This window comes from Streptomyces brevispora (assembly GCF_007829885.1).
GTDB lineage: Bacteria > Actinomycetota > Actinomycetes > Streptomycetales > Streptomycetaceae > Streptomyces > Streptomyces brevispora.
The window spans coordinates 4,814,794-4,836,263 of sequence record NZ_VIWW01000001.1; the positions used below are offsets into that span (position 1 = coordinate 4,814,794).

Sequence of the window (21,470 nt, forward strand, 5' to 3'; positions counted from 1 at the left end):
CCGGTGCCACAGGCGCCGCCCCCGCCGTTCACCCGTAGATCTTTCAGACTTCGAGAGAGACATACAGACTCATGGCGAACTACACCGCCGCTGACGTCAAGAAGCTCCGTGAGCTCACCGGCGCCGGCATGATGGACTGCAAGAAGGCGCTCGACGAGGCCGATGGCAGCGTCGATGGTGCCGTCGAGGCCCTTCGTATCAAGGGTCAGAAGGGCGTCGCCAAGCGCGAGGGCCGTTCTGCCGAGAACGGCGCCGTCGTCTCCCTCATCTCCGAGGACAAGACCTCCGGCGTCCTGCTCGAGCTGAAGTGCGAGACGGACTTCGTCGCCAAGGGCGAGAAGTTCCAGGCCGTCGCCAACGCGCTGGCCGCGCACGTCGCCGCCACCTCCCCGGCCGACCTGGCCGCGCTGCTCGGCTCCGAGATCGAGGCCGGCAAGACCGTCCAGGCCTACGTCGACGAGGCCAACGCCAACCTCGGCGAGAAGATCGTCCTGGACCGCTTCGCGCAGTTCACCGGCGGTTACGTGGCTGCGTACATGCACCGCACGATGCCCGACCTCCCGCCGCAGGTCGGCGTCCTTGTCGAGCTCGACAAGGGATCCGCCACGGACGAGGCTGCGGCCACGGTCGCCAAGGACGTCGCGCAGCACATCGCCGCCTTCGCCCCGAAGTACCTCAACCGCGACGAGGTCCCGGCCGAGACGGTCGAGAACGAGCGTCGTGTCGCCGAAGCCACCTCTCGCGAGGAGGGCAAGCCCGAGGCCGCCCTTCCGAAGATCGTCGAGGGTCGGGTCAACGGCTTCTTCAAGGACGTCGTCGTCCTGGAGCAGGCGTTCGCCAAGGACAACAAGAAGTCCGTCCAGAAGGTCCTGGACGAGGCCGGTGTCACCCTGAAGCGCTTCTCGCGCATCAAGGTCGGCATCTGAGTCCGTCCGCGAAAAACGGTGGACCCCGATAGGGTCTGGTGCAGTCGACGGCCGCACACCGCCGTACGACCGCAGATCTGACGAGGAGGCCATTGCCGCTGAGGGACATCGGACCCACCGGCAATGGCCTTCTTCGTATGTGCACGAGGAGAATCTCCATGAACAAGGGCGCGGACGCCGCCACAGGTGACCACAGGCGCGACGACGGCAAGGTGGCCGGCCGCTTCATGCTGAAGCTGTCCGGAGAGGCATTCGCCGGTGGCGGGGGTCTCGGTGTCGATCCCGACGTCGTGCACGCCATCGCACGCGAGATCGCGGCGGTCGTCCGGGACGGCGCGGAAATCGCGATCGTCATCGGCGGCGGCAACTTCTTCCGCGGCGCCGAGCTCCAGCAGCGCGGTATGGACCGGGCCCGGTCCGACTACATGGGCATGCTCGGCACGGTCATGAACTGCCTGGCGCTCCAGGACTTCCTGGAGAAGGAGGGCATCGACTCCCGCGTCCAGACCGCCATCACCATGGGGCAGGTCGCGGAGCCGTACATTCCGCTGCGTGCCGTGCGGCACCTGGAGAAGGGCCGCGTCGTCATCTTCGGCGCCGGTATGGGCATGCCGTACTTCTCCACCGACACCACCGCGGCACAGCGCGCCCTGGAGATCGACGCCGAGGCTCTGCTGATGGGCAAGAACGGTGTGGACGGGGTCTACGACTCCGACCCGAAGACCAACCCCGGAGCGGTGAAGTTCGACGCGCTGGAGTACAGCGAGGTGCTCGCCCGCGACCTCAAGGTCGCCGACGCCACCGCCATCACGCTCTGCCGTGACAACCGGCTGCCGATCCTCGTCTTCGAGTTGACGACGGCGGGCAATATCGCCCGCGCCGTCAAGGGTGAGAAGATCGGTTCGCTCGTGAGTGACCGGGGCACCCGGGCCTGAGAACCGGGGGACCGAACCGCGGGGGAAGACCCAGTGAGTTCCCGGGGCCCGTGGTAAGGCCCCGAAGGATGGACAACGGCCTGCCGGTCGGACACCGTGCAGGTGAGGACGCGACGCAGGACCCGCCGGGCCCGAGCACGCCGGGCCCACTCAAGACACGCAGGAGCACGTGGTGATCGAAGAAACCCTCCTCGAGGCCGAGGAGAAGATGGAGAAGGCCGTCGTGGTCGCGAAAGAGGACTTCGCCGCGATCCGCACCGGCCGTGCGCACCCGGCGATGTTCAACAAGATCGTCGCCGACTACTACGGCGCGCTGACCCCGATCAACCAGCTGGCCTCGTTCTCGGTGCCCGAGCCCCGTATGGCCGTCGTGACGCCGTTCGACAAGACGGCGCTGCGCAACATCGAGCAGGCCATCCGCGACTCCGACCTCGGCGTCAACCCGAGCAACGACGGCAATATCATCCGGGTGAACTTCCCCGACCTCACCGAAGAGCGTCGTCGCGACTACATCAAGGTCGCGAAGACGAAGGCCGAGGACTCCAAGATCTCGATCCGGGCGGTCCGCCGCAAGGCCAAGGAGACCCTCGACAAGCTGGTCAAGGACAAGGAGTCCGGCGAGGACGAGGTACGTCGCGCCGAGAAGGAGCTCGACGACACCACCGCGAAGTACGTCGCGCAGGTGGACGAGCTGCTGAAGCACAAGGAAGCCGAGCTGCTCGAAGTCTGATGAACGACTCTTCCTGGGGTGCCCCGCAGGGCACCGGCCAACGGGCCGCTCCTGAGATGCGGGCCGCTCCGGCGGGTCCTGCATACGATGTGCATATCGCCCAGCAGACTCGGCCCATGCCCATCGTGCCGGACGTTCCCGACGCAGGTAGAGACGCTGACGATCGTGATGACCGGGACCAGGGGGCCGCACACCTGAGCGGCGGCCCCCTGTTCCGCGACGAGAAGCCGCAGGAGCCCATGTCCACCGCGCCGCCACCCCCGCCGAAGAAGCGTGCGGGCCGTGATCTGGGAGCCGCCATAGGGGTCGGCGTGGGGCTGGGTGCCGTCGTCGTCGCCTCGCTCTTCGTCGTCAAGGCCGTCTTCGTCGGTGTGATCGTGGTCGCCGTCGTCGTCGGTCTCTGGGAGCTCACCTCCCGGCTCGAGGAACGCAAGGGCATCAAGGCGCCACTCGTACCCCTCGCGGTTGGTGGCGCGGCCATGGTTGTGGCCGGCTACGCGCGAGGTGCCGAGGGCGCCTGGGCCGCGATGGCGCTGACCGCCCTCGCGGTGCTCGTCTGGCGGATGACCGAACCGCCGGAGGGTTACCTCAAGGACGTCACGGCCGGGGTCTTCGCCGCGTTCTACGTACCGTTCCTGGCCACCTTCGTCGCGATGCTGCTCACGGCGGGCGACGGGCCGCAGCGGGTCCTGACCTTCCTGTTGCTGACCGTGGTCAGCGACACCGGCGCGTACGCCGTCGGCTGGCGGTTCGGCAAGCACAAGCTCGCACCGCGCATCAGCCCCGGGAAGACCCGTGAGGGCCTTTTCGGAGCCGTGGCCTTCGCGATGGTGGCCGGTGCCCTGTGCATGCAGTTCCTGATCGACGGCGGATCCTGGTGGCAGGGCCTGCTGCTCGGCCTCGCGGTCGCCGCCAGCGCCACCCTCGGTGACCTGGGCGAGTCGATGATCAAGCGGGACCTCGGGATCAAGGACATGGGCACGCTGCTTCCCGGGCACGGCGGAATCATGGACCGGCTGGACTCCCTCCTGCCGACCGCGCCGGTGGTCTGGCTACTGATGGTGATTTTCGTCGGCTCCGGCTGAGCAGTTGCCGGATCACCCCGTCTGACCTGCGTTTTTACCAGTGAGGGTCCGTTGTCCACAGGGCGGCGGGCCCTCACTGTTCTGTCTGCGACACTGGATGAACCATGCCTAAGCCCGGAGAACTCACTTTCGTCGCGCCCCGCGGAGCCAAGAAGCCGCCGCGGCACCTCGCCGACCTCACGCCCGCCGAGCGCAAGGAAGCCGTCGCCGCGACCGGCGAGAAGCCCTTCCGCGCCCAGCAGCTCTCGCAGCACTACTTCGCGCGGTACTCGCACGACCCGGCGGAGTGGACCAACATCCCCGCCGGGTCGCGGGACAAGCTCGCCGAGGCGTTGTTCCCTGATCTGATGTCCGTGGTCAGGCACATCAGCTGCGACGACGACACCACCCGCAAGACGCTGTGGAAGCTGCACGACGGCACGCTGGTCGAGTCCGTTCTGATGCGCTACCCGGAGCGGGTCACGATGTGCATCTCCTCGCAGGCGGGATGCGGGATGAACTGCCCGTTCTGCGCCACCGGGCAGGCCGGTCTCGACCGCAACCTCTCCACCGCGGAGATCGTCCACCAGATCGTGGACGGCATGCGGGCCCTGCGCGACGGCGAGGTCCCCGGGGGCCCGGCCCGGCTCTCCAACATCGTCTTCATGGGCATGGGTGAGCCGCTCGCCAACTACAACCGGGTGGTCGGGTCGATCCGTCGGCTGACGGACCCCGAGCCCGACGGGCTGGGACTGTCGCAGCGCGGGATCACCGTCTCCACCGTCGGACTCGTGCCGGCGATGCTGCGGTTCGCCGACGAGGGCTTCAAGTGCCGTCTCGCCGTCTCGCTGCACGCCCCGGACGACGAGCTGCGCGACACGCTCGTGCCGGTGAACACCCGGTGGAAGGTGCGCGAGGTGCTGGACGCCGCCTGGGAGTACGCCGAGAAGTCCGGACGCCGTATCTCCATCGAGTACGCGCTGATCCGTGACATCAACGACCAGGCCTGGCGGGGCGACCGGCTGGGCCGGCTCCTCAAGGGCAAGCGGGTACACGTCAACCTGATCCCGTTGAACCCGACGCCGGGCTCGAAGTGGACCGCCTCGCGGCCCGAGGACGAGAAGGCGTTCGTCGAGGCGATCGCCGCGCACGGGGTGCCGGTGACCGTCCGGGACACCCGGGGCCAGGAGATCGACGGCGCCTGCGGGCAGCTGGCGGCATCCGAGCGCTAGGGCAGGCTCTGGGGCCGAAACCGGCCGTGTAGCCTGAGGCCGAAATCAATTCAATATTCCGACAGGGGAGCGCCACAGCGCTGAGAGTGCGGCACCAAGGACAGGTTGGCCGCAGACCCTCTGAACCTCGCCCGGGTCATTCCGGGTAGGAAGTTCGGACCTTACTCAAGCTGTTGAGCCCTGCCCGCTTCCGGTTTCCGCCGGGGCGGGCAGGGTCGCGTCTCTTCCTGGTCACCCCAGGAGGAATCACATGAGCACCACCAAGAAGATCACGGTGACGGCCGTCGCCGCCGCGCTGGGTGTCACCGCGCTCGCCGGATGCGGAAGCTCCGACGACTCGGCGTCCGGCTCCGCCGGTACCAAGGGCGCCGGCTCCAAGACCGTCACCCTCGTCAGCCACGACTCCTTCAACGTCTCCAAGGGCGTACTGAAGGAGTTCACCCGGGAGACCGGTTACACGGTCAAGGTCCTGAAGAGCGGGGACGCGGGCACCGCCCTCAACCAGGAGATCCTGACCAAGGGCTCGCCGCGCGGCGACGTGTTCTTCGGCGTCGACAACACCCTGCTCTCCCGCGCCCTCGACAACGCCCTCTTCACGCCGTACGCGGCCAAGGGGCTCGACCAGGTCGCGGCCGACGTCCAGTTGGATGCCGGCAAGCACCGGGTCACCCCGGTCGACACCGGTGACATCTGCGTCAACTACGACAAGAAGTACTTCGCCGACAAGAAGCTCGCGCCGCCGAAGTCCTTCGAGGACCTGGCGAAGCCCGCGTACAAGAACCTCCTCGTCACCGAGAACGCCGCGACGTCCTCGCCCGGCCTCGGATTCCTCCTCGGCACCGTCGCCACCTACGGCGAGGACGGCTACCAGGACTACTGGAAGAAGCTGAAGAGCAACGGCGTCAAGGTCGTGGACGGCTGGGAGCAGGCGTACAACGAGGAGTTCTCCGGTTCCGCGGGCGGCAGGAAGGCCAAGGCCGACCGGCCGCTCGTCGTCAGCTACGCCTCCAGCCCGCCCGTCGAGGTGCTGTACGCGGATCCGCAGCCGAAGACGGCCCCGACCGGGGTCGCCACCGGGACGTGCTTCCGGCAGATCGAGTTCGCCGGTCTGCTCGGCGGTGCGAAGAACGAGGCGGGCGGCAAGGCCCTGCTGGACTTCCTCATCGGCAAGAAGTTCCAGGAGGACATGCCGCTCAACATGTTCGTCAGCCCGGTCACCAAGGGTGCGAAGGTGCCGGACCTCTTCACGGAGTTCGGGGCCACCGTCGACAAGCCCTCGACCGTCGCCCCGGACACGATCGCCGAGAACCGTGAGCAGTGGGTCCAGTCATGGTCCTCGCTCGTAGTGAAGTAGCGAGGACTCCCGTACGCGGACCGGGCGCGCGCGGGAAGGCCGCACGCACCCGGGCGCGGCGCGGGAGCGCGGTGCGGCTCGGCCTGATGGCCGTGCCCGTCGCCTTCTTCGCGGTGTTCTTCGCCTACCCCGTCGTCGCGATCGTCGGACGCGGGCTCAAGGCCGACGGCGTCTGGCAGTTCGGCCGGTTCGGCGAGGTGCTGACCCGGCCGGACATCCTGGACGTCCTCTGGTTCACCTTCTGGCAGGCGCTCGCCTCGACCGCGCTGACCCTGCTGATCGCACTGCCGGGCGCCTATGTGTTCGCCCGGTTCGACTTCCCGGGCAAGCAACTGCTGCGGGCGATCGTCACCGTGCCGTTCGTCCTGCCGACCGTCGTCGTGGGCACCGCGTTCCTCGCGTTGCTGGGGCGCGGCGGCTTCCTCGACGAGCTGTGGGGCGTCCGGCTCGACACCACGGTGTGGTCGATCCTGCTGGCCCATGTGTTCTTCAACTACGCGGTCGTCGTGCGCACCGTCGGCGGACTGTGGTCGCAGCTCGACCCGCGGCAGGAGGAGGCCGCGCGCGTCCTCGGCGCCGGGCGGTTCGCCGCCTGGCGGCGGGTCACCCTTCCGGCGCTCGCCCCCGCCGTGGCCGCCGCGGCGCTGATGGTCTTCCTCTTCACCTTCACCTCCTTCGGCGTCGTCCAGATCCTCGGCGGTCCCGGGTTCTCCACGCTGGAGGTGGAGATCTACCGCCAGACCGCGCAGTTGCTCGCCCTGCCCACGGCCGCCGTGCTGACGCTCGTGCAGTTCGCCGCGGTCGGCTCGATCCTCGCCGTGCACGCGTGGACCGTACGGCGCAGGGAGACCGCGCTGAAGCTGGTCGACCCGGCTCAGACCGCCCGCAGGCCGCGCGGCGCGGGCCAGTGGGCGCTGCTCGGCGGCGTCCTGCTGACCGTGCTGGTACTGATCCTGCTGCCGCTCGCCGTACTGGTGGAGCGCTCGCTCGACCTGCCCGGCGGCCACGGCCTCGACTACTACCGGGCACTGGGATCGGCGGAGGCGAACAGCGGTACGTTCCTGGTCGCGCCCCTCGAAGCGGTCTGGAACTCGCTGCGCTACGCCCTGGTCGCGACCGCCATCGCGCTGGTCGTCGGGGGCCTGGCCGCGGCGGCTCTGACCAGGCGGGCCGGCCGACTGGTCAGGGGATTCGACGCCCTTTTGATGCTGCCCCTCGGGGTCTCCGCCGTGACCGTCGGCTTCGGTTTCCTGATCACCTTGGACAAGCCGCCGCTGGATCTGCGGACCTCCTGGATCCTGGTGCCGCTCGCCCAGGCGCTGGTCGGGGTGCCGTTCGTGGTACGGATCATGCTGCCGGTCCTGCGCGCGGTGGACGGACGGCTGCGCGAGGCGGCCGCGGTGCTCGGAGCCTCGCCGCTGCGGGCCTGGCGCGAGGTGGACCTGCCGCTGGTGCGCCGGGCGCTGCTGGTCGCGGCGGGCTTCGCGTTCGCCGTGTCGCTCGGCGAGTTCGGCGCCACGGTGTTCATCGCACGGCCCGACAACCCGACGCTCCCGGTCGCCGTGGCACGGCTGCTGGGGCGGTCCGGGGATCTCAACTACGGCCAGGCGATGGCCCTCAGCACCATTCTGATGCTCGTGTGCGCGGTGTCGCTGCTGCTGCTCGAACGTATCCGCACCGATCGATCCGGGGAGTTCTAGGGATGCTGACACTCGAATCGGCCACCGTGAGCTTCGGCGACCGGGCGGCGCTGGACGGGGTGGATCTGGAGGTCGCCGAGCACGAGATCGTCTGTGTGCTGGGGCCGAGCGGCAGCGGGAAGTCGACACTGCTGCGGGTGGTCGCCGGCCTCCGGCATCCGGACGGCGGGCGGGTACTGCTCGACGGAGCGGATCAGGCCGGGGTGCCGGTGCACCGGCGCGGGCTCGGCCTGATGTTCCAGGACCACCAGCTCTTCCCGCACCGGGACGTCGGTGCGAACGTCGCCTTCGGGCTGCGGATGCACGGCGTGAGCCGGAGCGAGCAGGGCCGCAAGGTCGCCGAACTCCTCGATCTGGTGGGGCTGCCCGGCGCCGAGCGGCGGGCCGTCGCCGCGCTCTCGGGCGGCGAGCAGCAGCGCGTCGCCCTCGCGCGGGCGCTCGCCCCCCGGCCCAAGCTGCTGATGCTGGACGAGCCGCTCGGCCAGCTGGACCGCAGCCTGCGCGAACGTCTCGTCATCGAACTCCGCACACTGTTCGGCCGGTTGGGCACGACCGTGCTCGCGGTCACCCATGACCAGGGCGAGGCCTTCGCGCTGGCCGACCGGGTCGTCGTGATGCGCGACGGACGCATCGCCCAGGTGGGCTCCCCGCTGGAGGTGTGGCAGCGTCCCGCCTCGGCCTTCGTCGCCCGCTTCCTCGGCTTCGACAACGTGGTGGAGGCGACGGTCACCGGCGAGGCGGCCGACACGGACTGGGGTAAGGTGCCGGTGCCCGCCGGATCACCGCAGGGGGCCTGCGATCTGCTGGTGCGTCCGGCCGGTGTCCTGATCGGCGCCCCGGAGGAGGGCCTGCGCTGCACCGTCGGCGCCCGCACCTTCCGCGGCAACCACGTCGCCGTGACACTGAACCCCGAGCACGGCCCGGCCCTGGACGCCGAATGCCCACTGCGCAGCGCGCCGGACGAGGGCGCGCGGGTCGGTGTCACCTTCGACGCGTCGGAGAGCGTGGTACTGCCCGCCGTGCTGTGACCGGGCAGGGGGTGACCCGACCGCACCGGGCCCCGCCGGTCGTATCCCGGACATGGCGCCGTCGGTTTCGGAGCTGAGCAGGGCGGCGCCCGACCGTGGGGAAACCGACGGCCCGGACCGGCTACTTCGCCGACAGCCGGGCGAGCGCCCCGGGGGCTTCCTCCACCGTGTCCACGAGCGCGATGCGGGACTCCATCGGCCGGTCCGCGGCGAGTGCCCGCCGCCGGTGGCCACCGTCAGCCCGCTGCGGGCCAGGGTCCGGCCGAGGCGGGCGGCGGCCGTGTACGAGGCGCTGCCGCGGGCTGTCGTGTGGCCGCCCATCACGCCGACCACCCGTGCCTCGGCGAGGAGTTCGTCCAGCGCGTCGGACACCGCGTCGTTATGGAGTGCGCGGAGCATCGACGCGAACGCGTCACCGTTCGACCGCGTCTCCTGGAACCAGCGGTAGGCGCGGGCGTCGGGCGTCACCTCGTACCCGCCCTTCGCCAGCCCGTCGTTGAGCGCGTCGGGGGAGTAGAGCAGCCCGCGGTACGCGTCGAAGGGGAGACCCGGCACCGGCGGGAAGACGAACGCCCCGTCGGCGCGTACCTTCGCCGCCGCGTCGGGCTCCATCGGGCAGCCGAGGAAGACGGCGCCCGATGCGTCGGCGGCCAGCAGGGCGGCACCGCGGTCCGTCAGATCGACGGACTGGACGCGTCGCCCGGCCAGCGAGCCGGCGGCGACCGCCTCGTCGAACTCGGCGAGCGCCTCGATCTCGCCACCGGGTGCGGGAATGCTCTCGTCCGGGTTCTCCACGCACTCATGCTACGGACCGGCGGGCGGACCGCCCGGTGGCGTCCGGTCGGCCGCTCAGGGGGTCAGCGGAAGAGCGGCCAGTTCGGCGATCGCCCAGGTCAGCGGGGCGAGGACGAGGAGCAGCGTGGCCGCGCGCAACGCCGTCGCGGCCCGCAGCGCCGAGGCCGGGGTGCCGAGCCGCAGCAGGGTCCGTGCCGTTTCCGTGCGGGCCTGCTTCGCCTCCAGTGCCGACGTCAGCAGCGTCGCCGTCGTGCAGCCGATGACCAGCACGGCGCCGAGTGCGGTGAGCGGTCCGAAGGGCCGGGGGCCCGTCCCGTACAGCGCGAAGGCGGCGATCACCGCCGAGAGCACCGCGCAGACGACGCCCAGCGGCCTGCCGATCCGGCCCGCCTCGTCCATCAGCATCCTGCCCGCCAGCAGGCGTACGGCTCCGGGGCGCACCGCCTGGAGCAGCCGTCCGGCGAGGTGGGTCAGCCCGGGGCCGGCCGTGGCCAGGCCGATCGCCGTCAGCGTCCACCCCACCAGCACCCAGGCCGGAGTGGACTCGAGCTTTCCGGGGAGCGGGAACGGGCTGTCCGTCGAACCGCGGCTCGCGTACGCCTCGACCGCGAGGCCGGCGGCCGTCAGGGCCACCCCCCACGGCAGCCCGGTCGGTGGCGCGTCCGGAACCGGGACCTGCTCCTCGGGCACCAGGTCCTGCGAACCGTCCTGCACGCCCGCCGCGCGTACCGGCCTGGTGCGCAGCGCCAGCGCGCTCGTGGTCGAGGCCGCCGCGGGCAGCAGGGTCAGCAGGACCAGGGCGGCGGCGAGCGGCAGCGGCGCGTTCGCGCCCAGCAGCCCGGCCGCCGCGCCGTCGAACGGCAGCCCCGACAGATCACCGCGCAGATGGAGGAAGAAGAGCAGCGCCACCATGGAGCCGAGGGTGCACGAGACGGCGGTGGAGACCGCGGCGAGCAGACTGAGCCGGACCGGCCCGAGGCCGACGGCGGACAGCCCGGCGCGCGGGCGGGTGCTCGGGTCCGTACGGGCCACCGCGACCGCGAACTGCACGGTGGCGGCCAGCGGGACGAGGCACCACAGCAGCCGCAGCACGGAGCCGGTGGAGTGCGCCGGGTGCCCGGAGGCGTAACCCAGGGTGCACAGCAGGAGGAAGCCGACCCCGGCGGAGGCGGCCGCGACCAGCAGCCGACGCATCAGGACCAGCGGATGGGAACCGCGGGCTAGACGGAGAGCGAGCACGCCGCGCGGCCTTCCGTGTCGGATACGGCGGGCAGGGCGACCGTGGCGACCCGGCGCCCGTCCAGCAGCGGCACCTCACGGTCGGCGAGCGCCGCGATCTCGGGGTCGTGCGTGGCGAGGACCACCGTGATGCCGTGCGAGCGGGCCGCACTCGTCAGGGTGCGCAGCACATGCGCGCGGTCGGTGCGGTGCAGGGTCGCGGTCGGTTCGTCGGCGAAGATCACCGTGGGGGCGGCGGCCAGCGCGCGGGCCACCGAGATCCGCTGCCGCTGGCTCTGCTGGAGGGCGTGCGGCCGCTTCCTGGCGCACATGCCGATGTCGAGGCGCTCCAGCCACTCCATGGCGGCCTTCTTGGCCTCCCGGTGCGAGGTGCCGCGCAGCAGCAGCGGAAGAGCGGTGTTCTCCCAGGTGTTCAGCTCCAGGACGAGTTGGGGCTCGGGAGCGATCCAGCCGAACCTGTCGCGGCGCAGCCGTTCGCGCAGTCGGGGCCCCATGGTGTGGACGGGGACGCTGTTGAACCACACCTCCCCCTGGGTGGGCACGAGTTGACCGGACAGGCAGTGCAGCAGGGTCGTCTTGCCGCTGCCGCGCGGGCCGGTCACGGCGAGGATCTCGCCGTCGCGGATTCCCAGGGACACCCCGCCGAGCGCGGGCGAGCCGTTGTGGGAGTGGTGCAGGGAACGCGCCCAGATCACGTCGTTGTCCGGCGGGGCCACCATGGCGTACACCTCGGTTCAGATCAGATATCCCGTCCCCGTACGGGGGAACGAAGAGGGGGCCGATCGGTCACTCGGCACCGTAGGGATTCGAACCGCGGTGTGGGCACAGCACGCGGCCCGGATGCGTTTGTTCCCACTCGATCGGGTGCATCCGGGCCGTGTGGACCGTATGAAATGACCGCTGCTCGACCGTCGGGGGACGGTCAAGCAGCGGTCAAGCCGAGCTCTGCCGGGCCGTCGACCGGGCCGTCGGTCGGAGAGCCGGTGGAGCGGTCGGCCGGGCTCCCGGGTCAGAGCTTCGTCCAGGCCTCCGTCAGGACGGACCGGAGGATGCCCTCGATCTCGTCGAACGTGGACTGGGTGGAGATCAGCGGCGGGGCGAGCTGGACGACCGGGTCGCCGCGGTCGTCGGCCCGGCAGTACAGGCCGTTCTCGTACAGCGCCTTGGAGAGGAAGCCGTACAGGACGCGCTCGGTCTCCTCGTCGGTGAACGTCTCCTTGGTGACCTTGTCCTTCACCAGCTCGATGCCGTAGAAGAAGCCGTTGCCGCGGACGTCGCCGACTATCGGCAGGTCGTGCAGCTTCTGCAGCGTGGTGAGGAACGCGTTCTCGTTGTCGAGGACGTGCTGGTTGAGGCCTTCCTTCTCGAAGATGTCGAGGTTGGCGAGGCCGACCGCGGCGGAGACCGGGTGGCCGCCGAAGGTGTAGCCGTGCAGGAAGGTGTTGTCGCCCTCGTAGAACGGCTCGGCGAGCTTGTCCGAGATGATGCAGGCACCGATCGGCGAGTAGCCCGAGGTCATGCCCTTGGCGCAGGTGATCATGTCCGGCACGTAGCCGAACTTGTCACAGGCGAACATCGTGCCGAGCCGGCCGAAGGCGCAGATGACCTCGTCGGAGACGAGCAGCACGTCGTACTTGTCGCAGATCTCGCGGACGCGCTGGAAGTAGCCGGGCGGCGGCGGGAAACAGCCGCCCGCGTTCTGTACGGGCTCCAGGAAGACGGCGGCGACGGTGTCCTCGCCCTCGAAGAGGATCTCCTGCTCGATCTGGTCGGCGGCCCAGCGGCCGAAGGCCTCCGGGTCGTCGCCGAAGAGCGGGGCGCGGTAGATGTTGGTGTTCGGTACCTTGTGCGCGCCGGGGACCAGCGGCTCGAAGGGGGCCTTGAGGGCCGGCAGACCGGTGATGGACAGGGCGCCCTGCGGGGTGCCGTGGTAGGCGACCGCACGGGAGATGACCTTGTACTTGGTCGGCTTGCCCTTGAGCTTGAAGTACTGCTTCGCCAGCTTCCACGCGGTCTCGACGGCCTCGCCGCCACCGGTGGTGAAGAAGACCTTGTTGAGGTCGCCCGGGGCGTAGTCCGCGAGGCGCTCGGCCAGTTCCACGGCCTTCGGGTGGGCGTAGGACCACACCGGGAAGAAGGCCAGTTCCTGCGCCTGCTTGTACGCGGCCTCGGCGAGCTCGTGGCGGCCGTGGCCGGCGTTGACCACGAACAGGCCGGACAGGCCGTCGAGGTAGCGCTTGCCCTGGTCGTCGAAGATGTAGGTGCCCTCGCCACGCACGATGGTGGGAACGGGCGCGTTCTCGTAGTCCGACATGCGGGTGAAGTGCATCCACAGGTGGTCGTACGCGGTCCGGCTGAGGTCCTTGCTCACGGCTATCGGGTTCCCCACATATAGGTCTGCTTCTTGAGCTTGAGGTAGACGAAACTCTCGGTGGAGCGCACTCCGGGAATGGCCCGGATGCGTTTGTTGATCGTCTCCAGCAGGTGGTCGTCGTCCTCGCAGACGATCTCCACCATCAGGTCGAAGGAGCCCGCGGTCATCACCACGTACTCGCACTCGTCCATGGCCGACAGGGCCTCCGCGACGGGATCGAGGTCGCCCGTGGCATTGATCCCGACCATCGCCTGCCGTCTGAATCCCACGGTGAGCGGGTCGGTGACGGCGACGATCTGCATCACGCCCTGGTCGAGCAGCTTCTGGACACGCTGCCGCACGGCCGCCTCGGAGAGGCCGACGGCCTTGCCGATCGCGGCGTACGGACGACGCCCGTCCTCCTGGAGCTGCTCGATGATTGCGAGGGACACGGCATCGACCGCTGGGGACGATCCGTTCCCGGTCCTGGAGTCTGCGCTGCGGCTGGCCACGAAGCCACTGTGCACCGAGACTCGTCTGTCTTGCAACCCTCAATCGATGAAATTCGTTGTTGAGGAGCCTGTATCTGACTGAATCCGAAGTTCACGGCGGTTGGGTATGTCGAAAGCGTTACCCAAGCGACTACGCTGACATCTCACCCATTGGACTTCAGAGCAGGAGTGCCCGCTGTGACCACCGAGGTGCGCCGTCTGCGCAACTACATCAACGGAGAGTTCCGCGACGCCGCCGACGGGCGGACCATCGACGTGGTCAACCCGGTGACGGAAGAGGTCTACGCGACCTCACCGCTCTCCGGCGGCGCCGATGTCGATGCCGCCATGGACGCCGCCGCCGCGGCCTTTCCCGCCTGGCGCGACGCCACCCCCGCCGAGCGCCAGCGCGCCCTGCTGAAGATCGCGGACGCCTTCGAGGAGCGCGCCGAGGACCTCATCGCGGCCGAGTCCGAGAACACCGGCAAGCCGGTCGGGCTCACCCGCACCGAGGAACTCCCGCCGATGGTCGACCAGATCCGCTTCTTCGCGGGTGCGGCCCGGCTGCTGGAGGGCCGCTCGGCCGGCGAGTACATGGAGGGCCTCACCTCCATCGTCCGCCGCGAGCCGGTCGGCGTCTGCGCGCAGGTCGCGCCGTGGAACTACCCGATGATGATGGCCGTCTGGAAGTTCGCCCCGGCGCTCGCCGCGGGCAACACCGTCGTCATCAAGCCGTCGGACACCACCCCGGCGTCCACCGTGCTGATCGCCGAGATCATCGGGCAGATCCTGCCCAAGGGCGTCTTCAACGTCATCTGCGGCGACCGCGACACCGGCCGCGCGATGGTGGAGCACCCGACTCCGGCGATGGCCTCCATCACCGGTTCGGTACGGGCCGGCATGCAGGTCGCCGAGTCCGCCGCGAAGGACGTCAAGCGGGTCCACCTGGAGCTCGGCGGCAAGGCCCCGGTCGTCGTGTTCGAGGACACCGACATCGCCAAGGCCGTCGACGACATCTCGGTCGCCGGCTACTTCAACGCCGGGCAGGACTGCACCGCCGCGACCCGTGTCCTGGTCCACGAGTCGATCCACGACGAGTTCGTCACGGCGCTGGCCAAGGCCGCCGCCGACACCAAGACCGGGCAGCCGGACGACGAGGACGTGCTCTACGGCCCGCTCAACAACGCCAACCAGCTCGCCCAGGTCAGCGGCTTCATCGAGCGGCTCCCCGCCCATGCCAAGGTCGAGGCGGGCGGCCACCGGGTCGGCGAGAAGGGCTACTTCTACGCCCCGACCGTCGTCTCCGGCCTCAAGCAGGACGACGAGATCATCCAGAACGAGGTCTTCGGCCCGGTCATCACCGTCCAGTCGTTCAGGGACGAGGCGCAGGCGCTGGAGTGGGCGAACGGCGTCGACTACGCCCTGGCCTCCTCGGTGTGGACCAAGGACCACTCCCGTGCCATGCGGATGTCCAAGAACCTCGACTTCGGCTGTGTGTGGATCAACACCCACATCCCGCTCGTCGCCGAGATGCCGCACGGCGGGTTCAAGAAGTCCGGCTACGGCAAGGACCTCTCCGCCTACGGCTTCGAGGACTACACCCGGATCAAGCACGTCATGACCTCGCTCGACGGCTGACCGCCGCGGCGAACCGTACGGATGCGGCCCCGGGCTCCTGCCCGGGGCCGCATCCGTGCTCCCGGACCCGTCCGGCATCGACAGGGTGTGCGCGGTGGGCGGCCACGGCTGGACGGTTGGTCCATTGCCCGCGACACCCCCCGACCGGCATCCTGCGCAGGTGCGAGCAATCCCGAAGAACCCCATGTCCCGCCGGTCCCTGCTCCGCGCCCTCGGGGCGGGGGCGGCCGGTGCCACGCTGGCCGGCTGCGGAGTGCCCGCCGCCTATGTGCAGCCCGGTGACCGTGCCGGACGCGACTCCTCCGCCGACGACCACACCCTGCACTTCGCCAACTGGCCGCTCTACATCGACACCGACGACGACAACCAGTCGAAGCGGCCCACCCTGGACGCCTTCAGCAAACGCACCGGGATCTCCGTCACGTACACCGAGGAGATCAACGACAACGACGAGTTCTTCGGGAAGATCAGCCCCGCGCTGATGAACCACCAGCAGACCGGGCGCGACCTCATCGTCATCAGCGACTGGATGGCCGCCCGGTTCGTCCGGCTCGGCTGGGTCCAGGAGATGGACCGGGCCAAGCAGCCCAATGTGGCGAAGTACCTCGATCCACAGCTGCGCTCGCCCGCCTTCGACAAGGGCCGCACCCACAGCGTGCCCTGGCAGTCCGGGATCACCGGCATCGCGTACAACCGCAAGAAGCTCGGCCGCGAGATCAAGCATCTGGACGACCTGTGGGCGCCCGACCTGCGCGGCAAGATGACGCTGCTCTCCGGGCTCGACGAGTCCTTCGCCCTGCTGATGCAGGGCAACGGGGTCGACATCACCCGCTGGAAGCGCGACGACTTCTACGACATCTGCGACCAGGTGGAGAAGCTGGTGAAGACGAAGCACATACGCCGCTTCACCGGCAACGACTACATCAAGGACCTCTCCACCGGCGATGTGCTCGCCTGCCAGGCCTACTCCGGCGATGTCATCCAGCTCCAGGCGGACAACCCCGACATCGAGTTCATGGTGCCCGAGGAGGGGGCCGAGCTCTGGGCGGAATCACTCATGATCCCCAACCTCGCCCACCACAAGCGCAACGCGGAGAAGATCGTCGACTACTACTACGAGCCGGAGGTCGCCGCCGAACTGGCGACCTGGGTCAACTACGTCTGCCCGGTCCCGGCCGCCCGCGACGTACTGGCCTCCTCCAAGGACGAGGAGACCGCCGCACTCGCCGAGGACCCGCTGATCTTCCCCGACGACGCCATGCGCAAGCGGCTCGCCATCGCCCGCGACATCACCTCCGAGGAGCGCACCGAGTTCGCCAAGAAGTGGAACTCCATCGTCGGCCTGTGAGCCCTGCCAGGGGCGGCGCGAGCGCAGTGTGCGGGAGAGCTTGAGCCCCGATCCAGGCGTCGTGGCCCCGGCGGCCACCGGACCCGCCCCGGACCCGGTGGCCGCCCGGATCCCACAGGGGGGCAGGCGCCCCCCGCACCGGCATCGCGCGGCCCGGTCGTCCCGTCACCGCCGGGCGGCCGCCACCGCCGCGCGGTCCGCTACCGCTTCCGTGCCACGGCGCCGAACTGGGCGACCTCGACCGCGCCGGAGCCGGGCGCGGAGCGCCAGCGGGCGCACGAGACGATGCCCGGCTCGACCAGGTCCATACCGCTCAGGAACGCGGCGAACTCGAAGCGGCTGCGGGCGGTGATCGGGGGCGTGGCGTTCTCGTTCCAGAACCGCATCGCCGCCTCGTTGCCCGCGCCGCCCAGCTCCAGCGTGGGATGGGTGAGGACCAGATAGCTGCCGGACGGCACCGCGTCCATCAGCTGCCGGACGATGCGCAGCGCCTCGTCCGTGTCGAGGACGAAGTTGAGGATGCCGAGGAGCATGACCGCGACCGGCCGCTCCAGGTCGAGCGTCGACCGGGCGGCCCGCAGGATCTCCTCGGGGTGACGGGCGTCCGCGTCGATGTACTCGGTCGCGCCCTCCGCCGAGCTGGTGAGCAGTGAGCGGGCGTGCGCCAGGACGATCGGGTCGTTGTCGACGTACACGACGCGGGCGTCGGGCGCGGTGTGCTGGGCGACCTCGTGCGTGTTCTCCGCGGTCGGCAGACCGGTGCCTATGTCCAGGAACTGGCCGATGCCCGCGTCACCGGCCAGATACCGGACCGCCCGGCCCAGGAACGCCCGGTCGGCCCGCGCCACTTCGCCGATGCTGGGATACATGCCGGTGACCTGGTCGCCGACGGCCCGGTCCACCGGGAAGTGGTCCTTTCCGCCGAGCCAGTAGTTCCAGACCCGGGCGTTGTGGGCCACATCGGAACGGACGCGGGCAGGAAGGGAGTTGCTGCGGGGGACGGACACGTCTGCTCCTCTGGTGCCGGGCCTGGCATCGGGACGATGAGGTGCGTCCATGATGCCGGAGTGATCAAGAGGATTCGGTGCCGGAGTAGTTGGCGATCGCGGTGTGCAGCACATCGATCCGGTTGGTGGTGATGGAGTCCACGCCCTGCCGGATCAGCCTGCGCATCGTGCGCCCGGTGTCCGCCGTCCAGGCCGAGACCAGCAGCCCGTCCCGGTGGTTGCGGTCCGTCAGCTCCCTGCTCACCAGACCGAACCGGTAGTTCAGCCAGCGCGGCCGCACCGCGTCCAGCAGCGCCGCCCGCGGCGGTGCGAGTGTCGTCCAGGTCATCGCGATCTCGGCGGACGGGTCCGCGGCCCGCACCCGCAGCATCGTCTCCGGGCCCGCGCAGTAGTAGGCCCGCTCACCGGCCCCGCACTCCCGGACCGTCCCGACGATCCTTCGCACCGAGTCCTCCGTGGAGCCGGGCAGGTCGACCATGACGCGGTGCGCCCCGACGGCGAGCAGCGCCTCGCTCAGGGTCGGCACGCCGCCCGCCGTCAGCTCGGTCAGCTCCTGCCGGGTGAGCCGGTCCAGCCGCAGGTCATGGCCCCACAGCCGTTCCAGGGTGGCGTCGTGCAGCAGGACCGGCACGCCGTCGCGGGTGACCCGGACGTCGATCTCGACCGCGTCCGCCCCCCGTTCGAGGGCGGAGCGGATCGAGGGGAGGGTGTTCTCGCGGACACGGTACGGATCGCCGCGATGGGCGACGGCGGTGACAGGGGCGGCCATGGGTCCCATTGTCGCCACCGGGGGGTCACCGGCCGCTGCGGTCCAGCCAGTTCGTCGTGTACGTGTCGATCTCCTCGGACAGCGTGCGCTTGCCGGCCGGATCGAGGAAGGACGCCTCGACGGCGTTCTTCGCGAGTGCGGCGAGCCCCCGCTCGTCGAGGTCGAGGAGGCGGGCCGCCACCCCGTACTCGCTGTTGAGGTCGGTGCCGAACATGGGCGGGTCGTCGCTGTTGATCGTGACCAGCACACCGGCCTTCACCATCTCCCGGACCGGGTGCCGGTCGAGGTCCGCCACCGCGCGCGTCGCGATGTTCGACGTGGGACAGACCTCCAGGGCGATGCGGTGCTCGGCGAGGTGCTCCAGCAGCCTCGGGTCACGGACGGAGCTGGTGCCGTGGCCGATGCGCTCGGCGCGGAGCGCGGTCAGCGCGTCCCAGACCGTCTGCGGTCCCGTGGTCTCGCCGGCATGCGGTACGGAGTGCAGGCCCTCGGCGATCGCGCGGTCGAAGTACGGCTTGAACTGCGGCCGGTCCACGCCGATCTCCGGGCCGCCGAGGCCGAACGAGACGAGCCCCTCCGGCCGCAGGTCCACGGCGAGCCGGGTGGTCTCCTCGGCGGCTTCGAGTCCGGCCTCGCCGGGGATGTCGAAGCACCAGCGCAGCACCACGCCGAGTTCGGCCTCGGCCGCCTTGCGGGCGTCCTCGATGGCCTCCATGAAGCCCTGCTCCGGAATGCCGCGGCGGGTCGAGGAGAAGGGGGTGACGGTCAGTTCCGCGTAACGGATGTTCTGCCGCGCCATGTCGCGGGCGACCTCGAAGGTCAGCAGCCGGACGTCCTCCGGGGTACGGATCAGGTCCACGACCGACAGATAGACATCGATGAAGTGCCCGAAGTCCGTGAAGGAGAAGTAGTCGGCCAGCGCCTCGGGGGCGGTGGGGACCTTGGAGTCGGGGTGGTGCGCGGCCAGTTCGGCGACGATGCGGGGCGAGGCCGACCCGACGTGGTGGACATGCAGCTCGGCCTTGGGCAGCCCCGCGATGAAGGGGTGCAGATCGGTCATCGGATCCTCCGGGGGCGTGGGGTGGTGCGGGGCCCGGATACGTGTGGGAACCGGGCAGGGGACGGAAGTCATCGTAGGACGGGGGCTGGCCGTAGCATGACGAGCATCACGATGGGGGAGGCACATGTCAGACAACACAGAGCAGCCCGCGGACGGAGCCGCGCCGCGCGACCCGTGGGCTCCGCCGGACAACAGGGTGCCGCTGGAGAAGAACACCGGGAACACCCAGCCGCCGGCCGTGCACGACCAGCGGACCGTCACCTCGGTGCCCACCGGTGAAACACCCCCCGCGCCGGACGCGGGCGGGCAGCCGAGCGCCGGGACGGGCCCCGCACCCACGGCGGGCTTCGGCGCCCCGCCGGACGCGGGACAGCAGGCGCCCGGCCCCGGCTGGTACGGCCCGGGGACCGTACCGCCGCCGCCGGCCGGCCCGAACGGCCCGGGGCAGCCGGCCCCGCCGCAGGCCGGCCAGTACGGCTACCCGGCGCCGCCGGAGCAGCCCGGCGGCCAGTACGGCTACCCGGCCCCGCAGGCCCCGCAGTACGGCGGCTACCCGGGATACCCCGGCTACGGCCAGAACGCCTGGGGCGGGCCACAGCCCGCGAACGGCCTGGGGATCGCCGCCATGGTGCTCGGCATCATCGCGGTGGCCGGCTTCTGCATGTACGGCCTGGGCATCATCCTCGGCGCCCTCGCGCTGATCTTCGGTCTCATAGGCCGGGGCCGGGTCAGCCGGGGCGAGGCCGACAACGGCGGGATGGCCCTCGCCGGCATCATCCTCGGCTCGATCGGCATCGTCGTCAGTGCCGCGTTCCTGGGGATGATCATCTGGGCCGTCTCCAGCGACAACTTCGAGGAGGGCAGCGACTCCGGCTACGAGCCGTTGTCGGCGTCCCTGGTCGTCGACTCCCCGGTCGTCGCTGTGACGCGGTAGAGCCGGTCCGGCGGACCGCAGCCCGGCCGCTTCCCGGACCGCGGTCCGCCCGGTGCTCCGCACGCCCGGCCCGTGGGGCGGTGGGAATTCCTCCCGCCGCCCCACGGGCCGTTTCATATGGTCGCGGTCACCGTCGCAGCACGCAGCCCGGTCCGCGCGTCCATCAGCGCGAAGCCGAGCAGATTCAGGCCCCGCCAGGCCGCCGGGTCCTGCGCACGCGGATCGTCCGCCGCGAGCCCGATGCCCCAGATCCGGTCCATCGGGCTCGCCTCGACCAGCACCCGGTCGCCCGTGCCCAGCAGGAACTCCCGCAGCGCCGGATCCTGGCCGAATTTGTGGAGGCTGCCCGTCACCACGAGCCCGTACCGCTCGTGCTCCCAGACGGCCTCGTCGAAATCGCGGACCAGCCGGCCCACCTTCTTCGCCTGGGCAGGGCTCTTCGCGGCCACCGCCAGTTCCGCTGACTCGGTGTCACCGAACAACCGCGCCTTGCCGGCCATCATCCAGTGCTCGGCCGACGCGTACGTCACCCCGTCGACCGTGAACGGCGACGGCCACCACTGACTGAGGCAGCTCGCACCGATCGTGCCGTCGGGACGCGGCCGGTGCCCCCAGAACCTCAGATACTTCACTTTCTCGCCCCGGCCGGCCCGTGACACGAGGTCACCGATGTGTTCCATGACACGGGAGTCTGGCATCCGCCACTGACACTACGTACGCGGATTTCCGCACTGACACGACACATGGTCGACAGATTCCGTTGCGTAACCAAAAGGCAACAACGGAATCACTTGTTGGGCTCGGTCTGCTCTGCCAGGATCGGCAGTCAAATCGAGCAGAAGCTACGCCGCCCCCGCACTCCGGGGA

Annotated in this window: 19 protein-coding genes and 1 pseudogene; 11 read left to right on the plus strand and 9 right to left on the minus strand. The window is 70.1% G+C overall.

What is annotated here, in order from left to right:
• The first annotated feature begins 71 nt into the window (after positions 1-71).
• The 8 genes from tsf (at position 72) to FHX80_RS22510 (ending at position 8,969) form a co-directional block, all read left to right on the plus strand.
• A complete protein-coding gene (gene tsf, locus FHX80_RS22475; protein ID WP_145765843.1) occupies positions 72-926 on the plus strand; it encodes a translation elongation factor Ts in 855 nt (284 codons plus the stop codon).
• Positions 927-1,084: 158 nt separating this feature from the next.
• Positions 1,085-1,861 (plus strand): UMP kinase, encoded by a 777-nt coding sequence (gene pyrH, locus FHX80_RS22480; protein WP_145765844.1) that lies wholly within the window; start codon positions 1,085-1,087, stop codon positions 1,859-1,861.
• 172 nt (positions 1,862-2,033) lie between these two features.
• Positions 2,034-2,591 carry a ribosome recycling factor gene (frr, locus tag FHX80_RS22485; protein ID WP_024488459.1) on the plus strand — a complete coding sequence of 186 codons (558 nt, stop codon included), beginning with the start codon at positions 2,034-2,036 and terminating at the stop codon, positions 2,589-2,591.
• Positions 2,591-3,676, plus strand: coding sequence for a phosphatidate cytidylyltransferase (locus tag FHX80_RS22490; RefSeq protein WP_145765845.1), 1,086 nt, complete (start codon positions 2,591-2,593; stop codon positions 3,674-3,676). Before frr ends, FHX80_RS22490 begins: the two co-directional genes overlap by 1 nt.
• A gap of 104 nt (positions 3,677-3,780) precedes the next feature.
• On the plus strand, positions 3,781-4,887 hold the full coding sequence (rlmN, locus tag FHX80_RS22495; RefSeq protein WP_145765846.1) for a dual-specificity RNA methyltransferase RlmN: 1,107 nt from the start codon (positions 3,781-3,783) through the stop codon (positions 4,885-4,887).
• A gap of 250 nt (positions 4,888-5,137) precedes the next feature.
• Entirely contained in the window at positions 5,138-6,241 is a 1,104-nt protein-coding gene (locus FHX80_RS22500) for a thiamine ABC transporter substrate-binding protein (RefSeq protein WP_145765847.1), read from the plus strand.
• Between the two features lie 86 nt (positions 6,242-6,327).
• Positions 6,328-7,941 (plus strand): ABC transporter permease, encoded by a 1,614-nt coding sequence (locus FHX80_RS22505; protein ID WP_145767437.1) that lies wholly within the window; start codon positions 6,328-6,330, stop codon positions 7,939-7,941.
• A 2-nt stretch (positions 7,942-7,943) separates the two neighbouring features.
• Complete coding sequence (locus FHX80_RS22510) at positions 7,944-8,969, plus strand: ABC transporter ATP-binding protein (RefSeq protein WP_145765848.1); 1,026 nt, start codon at positions 7,944-7,946, stop codon at positions 8,967-8,969.
• Positions 8,970-9,185: 216 nt separating this feature from the next.
• On the opposite strand, the pseudogene FHX80_RS22515 reads toward FHX80_RS22510, so the two are convergent.
• The 5 genes and pseudogenes from FHX80_RS22515 to FHX80_RS22535 all read right to left on the minus strand — a co-directional run.
• Positions 9,186-9,764, minus strand: a pseudogene (locus FHX80_RS22515) (LOG family protein); the annotation flags it as partial.
• A 54-nt stretch (positions 9,765-9,818) separates the two neighbouring features.
• On the minus strand, positions 9,819-11,003 hold the full coding sequence (locus FHX80_RS22520) for a hypothetical protein (protein ID WP_208764701.1): 1,185 nt from the start codon (positions 11,001-11,003) through the stop codon (positions 9,819-9,821).
• Entirely contained in the window at positions 10,985-11,722 is a 738-nt protein-coding gene (locus FHX80_RS22525) for an ABC transporter ATP-binding protein (protein ID WP_145765850.1), read from the minus strand. Before FHX80_RS22525 ends, FHX80_RS22520 begins: the two co-directional genes overlap by 19 nt.
• A 290-nt stretch (positions 11,723-12,012) precedes the next feature.
• Entirely contained in the window at positions 12,013-13,392 is a 1,380-nt protein-coding gene (locus FHX80_RS22530) for an aspartate aminotransferase family protein (RefSeq protein WP_145765851.1), read from the minus strand.
• Entirely contained in the window at positions 13,377-13,868 is a 492-nt protein-coding gene (locus FHX80_RS22535; RefSeq protein ID WP_208764702.1) for an Lrp/AsnC family transcriptional regulator, read from the minus strand. The genes FHX80_RS22530 and FHX80_RS22535 overlap by 16 nt, the downstream gene beginning before the upstream one ends.
• A 177-nt stretch (positions 13,869-14,045) precedes the next feature.
• Between FHX80_RS22535 and FHX80_RS22540 the strand changes: the two genes are divergently transcribed.
• Both FHX80_RS22540 and FHX80_RS22545 read left to right on the plus strand, forming a co-directional pair.
• Positions 14,046-15,485, plus strand: a complete 1,440-nt coding sequence (locus tag FHX80_RS22540; protein ID WP_145765853.1) for a gamma-aminobutyraldehyde dehydrogenase — start codon at positions 14,046-14,048, stop codon at positions 15,483-15,485.
• A 184-nt stretch (positions 15,486-15,669) separates the two neighbouring features.
• A complete protein-coding gene (locus tag FHX80_RS22545; RefSeq protein ID WP_145767438.1) occupies positions 15,670-16,833 on the plus strand; it encodes a polyamine ABC transporter substrate-binding protein in 1,164 nt (387 codons plus the stop codon).
• Positions 16,834-17,033: 200 nt separating this feature from the next.
• Here FHX80_RS22545 and FHX80_RS22550 read toward each other — a convergent pair whose 3' ends face one another.
• The 3 genes from FHX80_RS22550 to FHX80_RS22560 form a co-directional block, all read right to left on the minus strand.
• Positions 17,034-17,840 (minus strand): SAM-dependent methyltransferase, encoded by an 807-nt coding sequence (locus tag FHX80_RS22550; protein ID WP_244318384.1) that lies wholly within the window; start codon positions 17,838-17,840, stop codon positions 17,034-17,036.
• Positions 17,841-17,904: 64 nt separating this feature from the next.
• The gene (locus FHX80_RS22555) at positions 17,905-18,609 is read right to left on the minus strand and encodes a glycerophosphodiester phosphodiesterase (protein WP_145765855.1); all 705 of its coding nucleotides are present in this window, start codon (positions 18,607-18,609) and stop codon (positions 17,905-17,907) included.
• Between the two features lie 25 nt (positions 18,610-18,634).
• Positions 18,635-19,669: an adenosine deaminase gene (locus FHX80_RS22560; RefSeq protein WP_145765856.1), complete on the minus strand. Its 1,035-nt coding sequence runs from the start codon at positions 19,667-19,669 to the stop codon at positions 18,635-18,637.
• Positions 19,670-19,793: 124 nt separating this feature from the next.
• On the opposite strand from FHX80_RS22560, the gene FHX80_RS22565 reads away from it, so the two are divergent.
• Positions 19,794-20,603: a DUF4190 domain-containing protein gene (locus tag FHX80_RS22565; protein ID WP_145765857.1), complete on the plus strand. Its 810-nt coding sequence runs from the start codon at positions 19,794-19,796 to the stop codon at positions 20,601-20,603.
• A 113-nt stretch (positions 20,604-20,716) separates the two neighbouring features.
• On the opposite strand, the gene FHX80_RS22570 is transcribed toward FHX80_RS22565, so the two are convergent.
• The gene (locus tag FHX80_RS22570) at positions 20,717-21,283 is read right to left on the minus strand and encodes an NADAR family protein (protein WP_145765858.1); all 567 of its coding nucleotides are present in this window, start codon (positions 21,281-21,283) and stop codon (positions 20,717-20,719) included.
• Positions 21,284-21,470 lie beyond the last annotated feature (187 nt).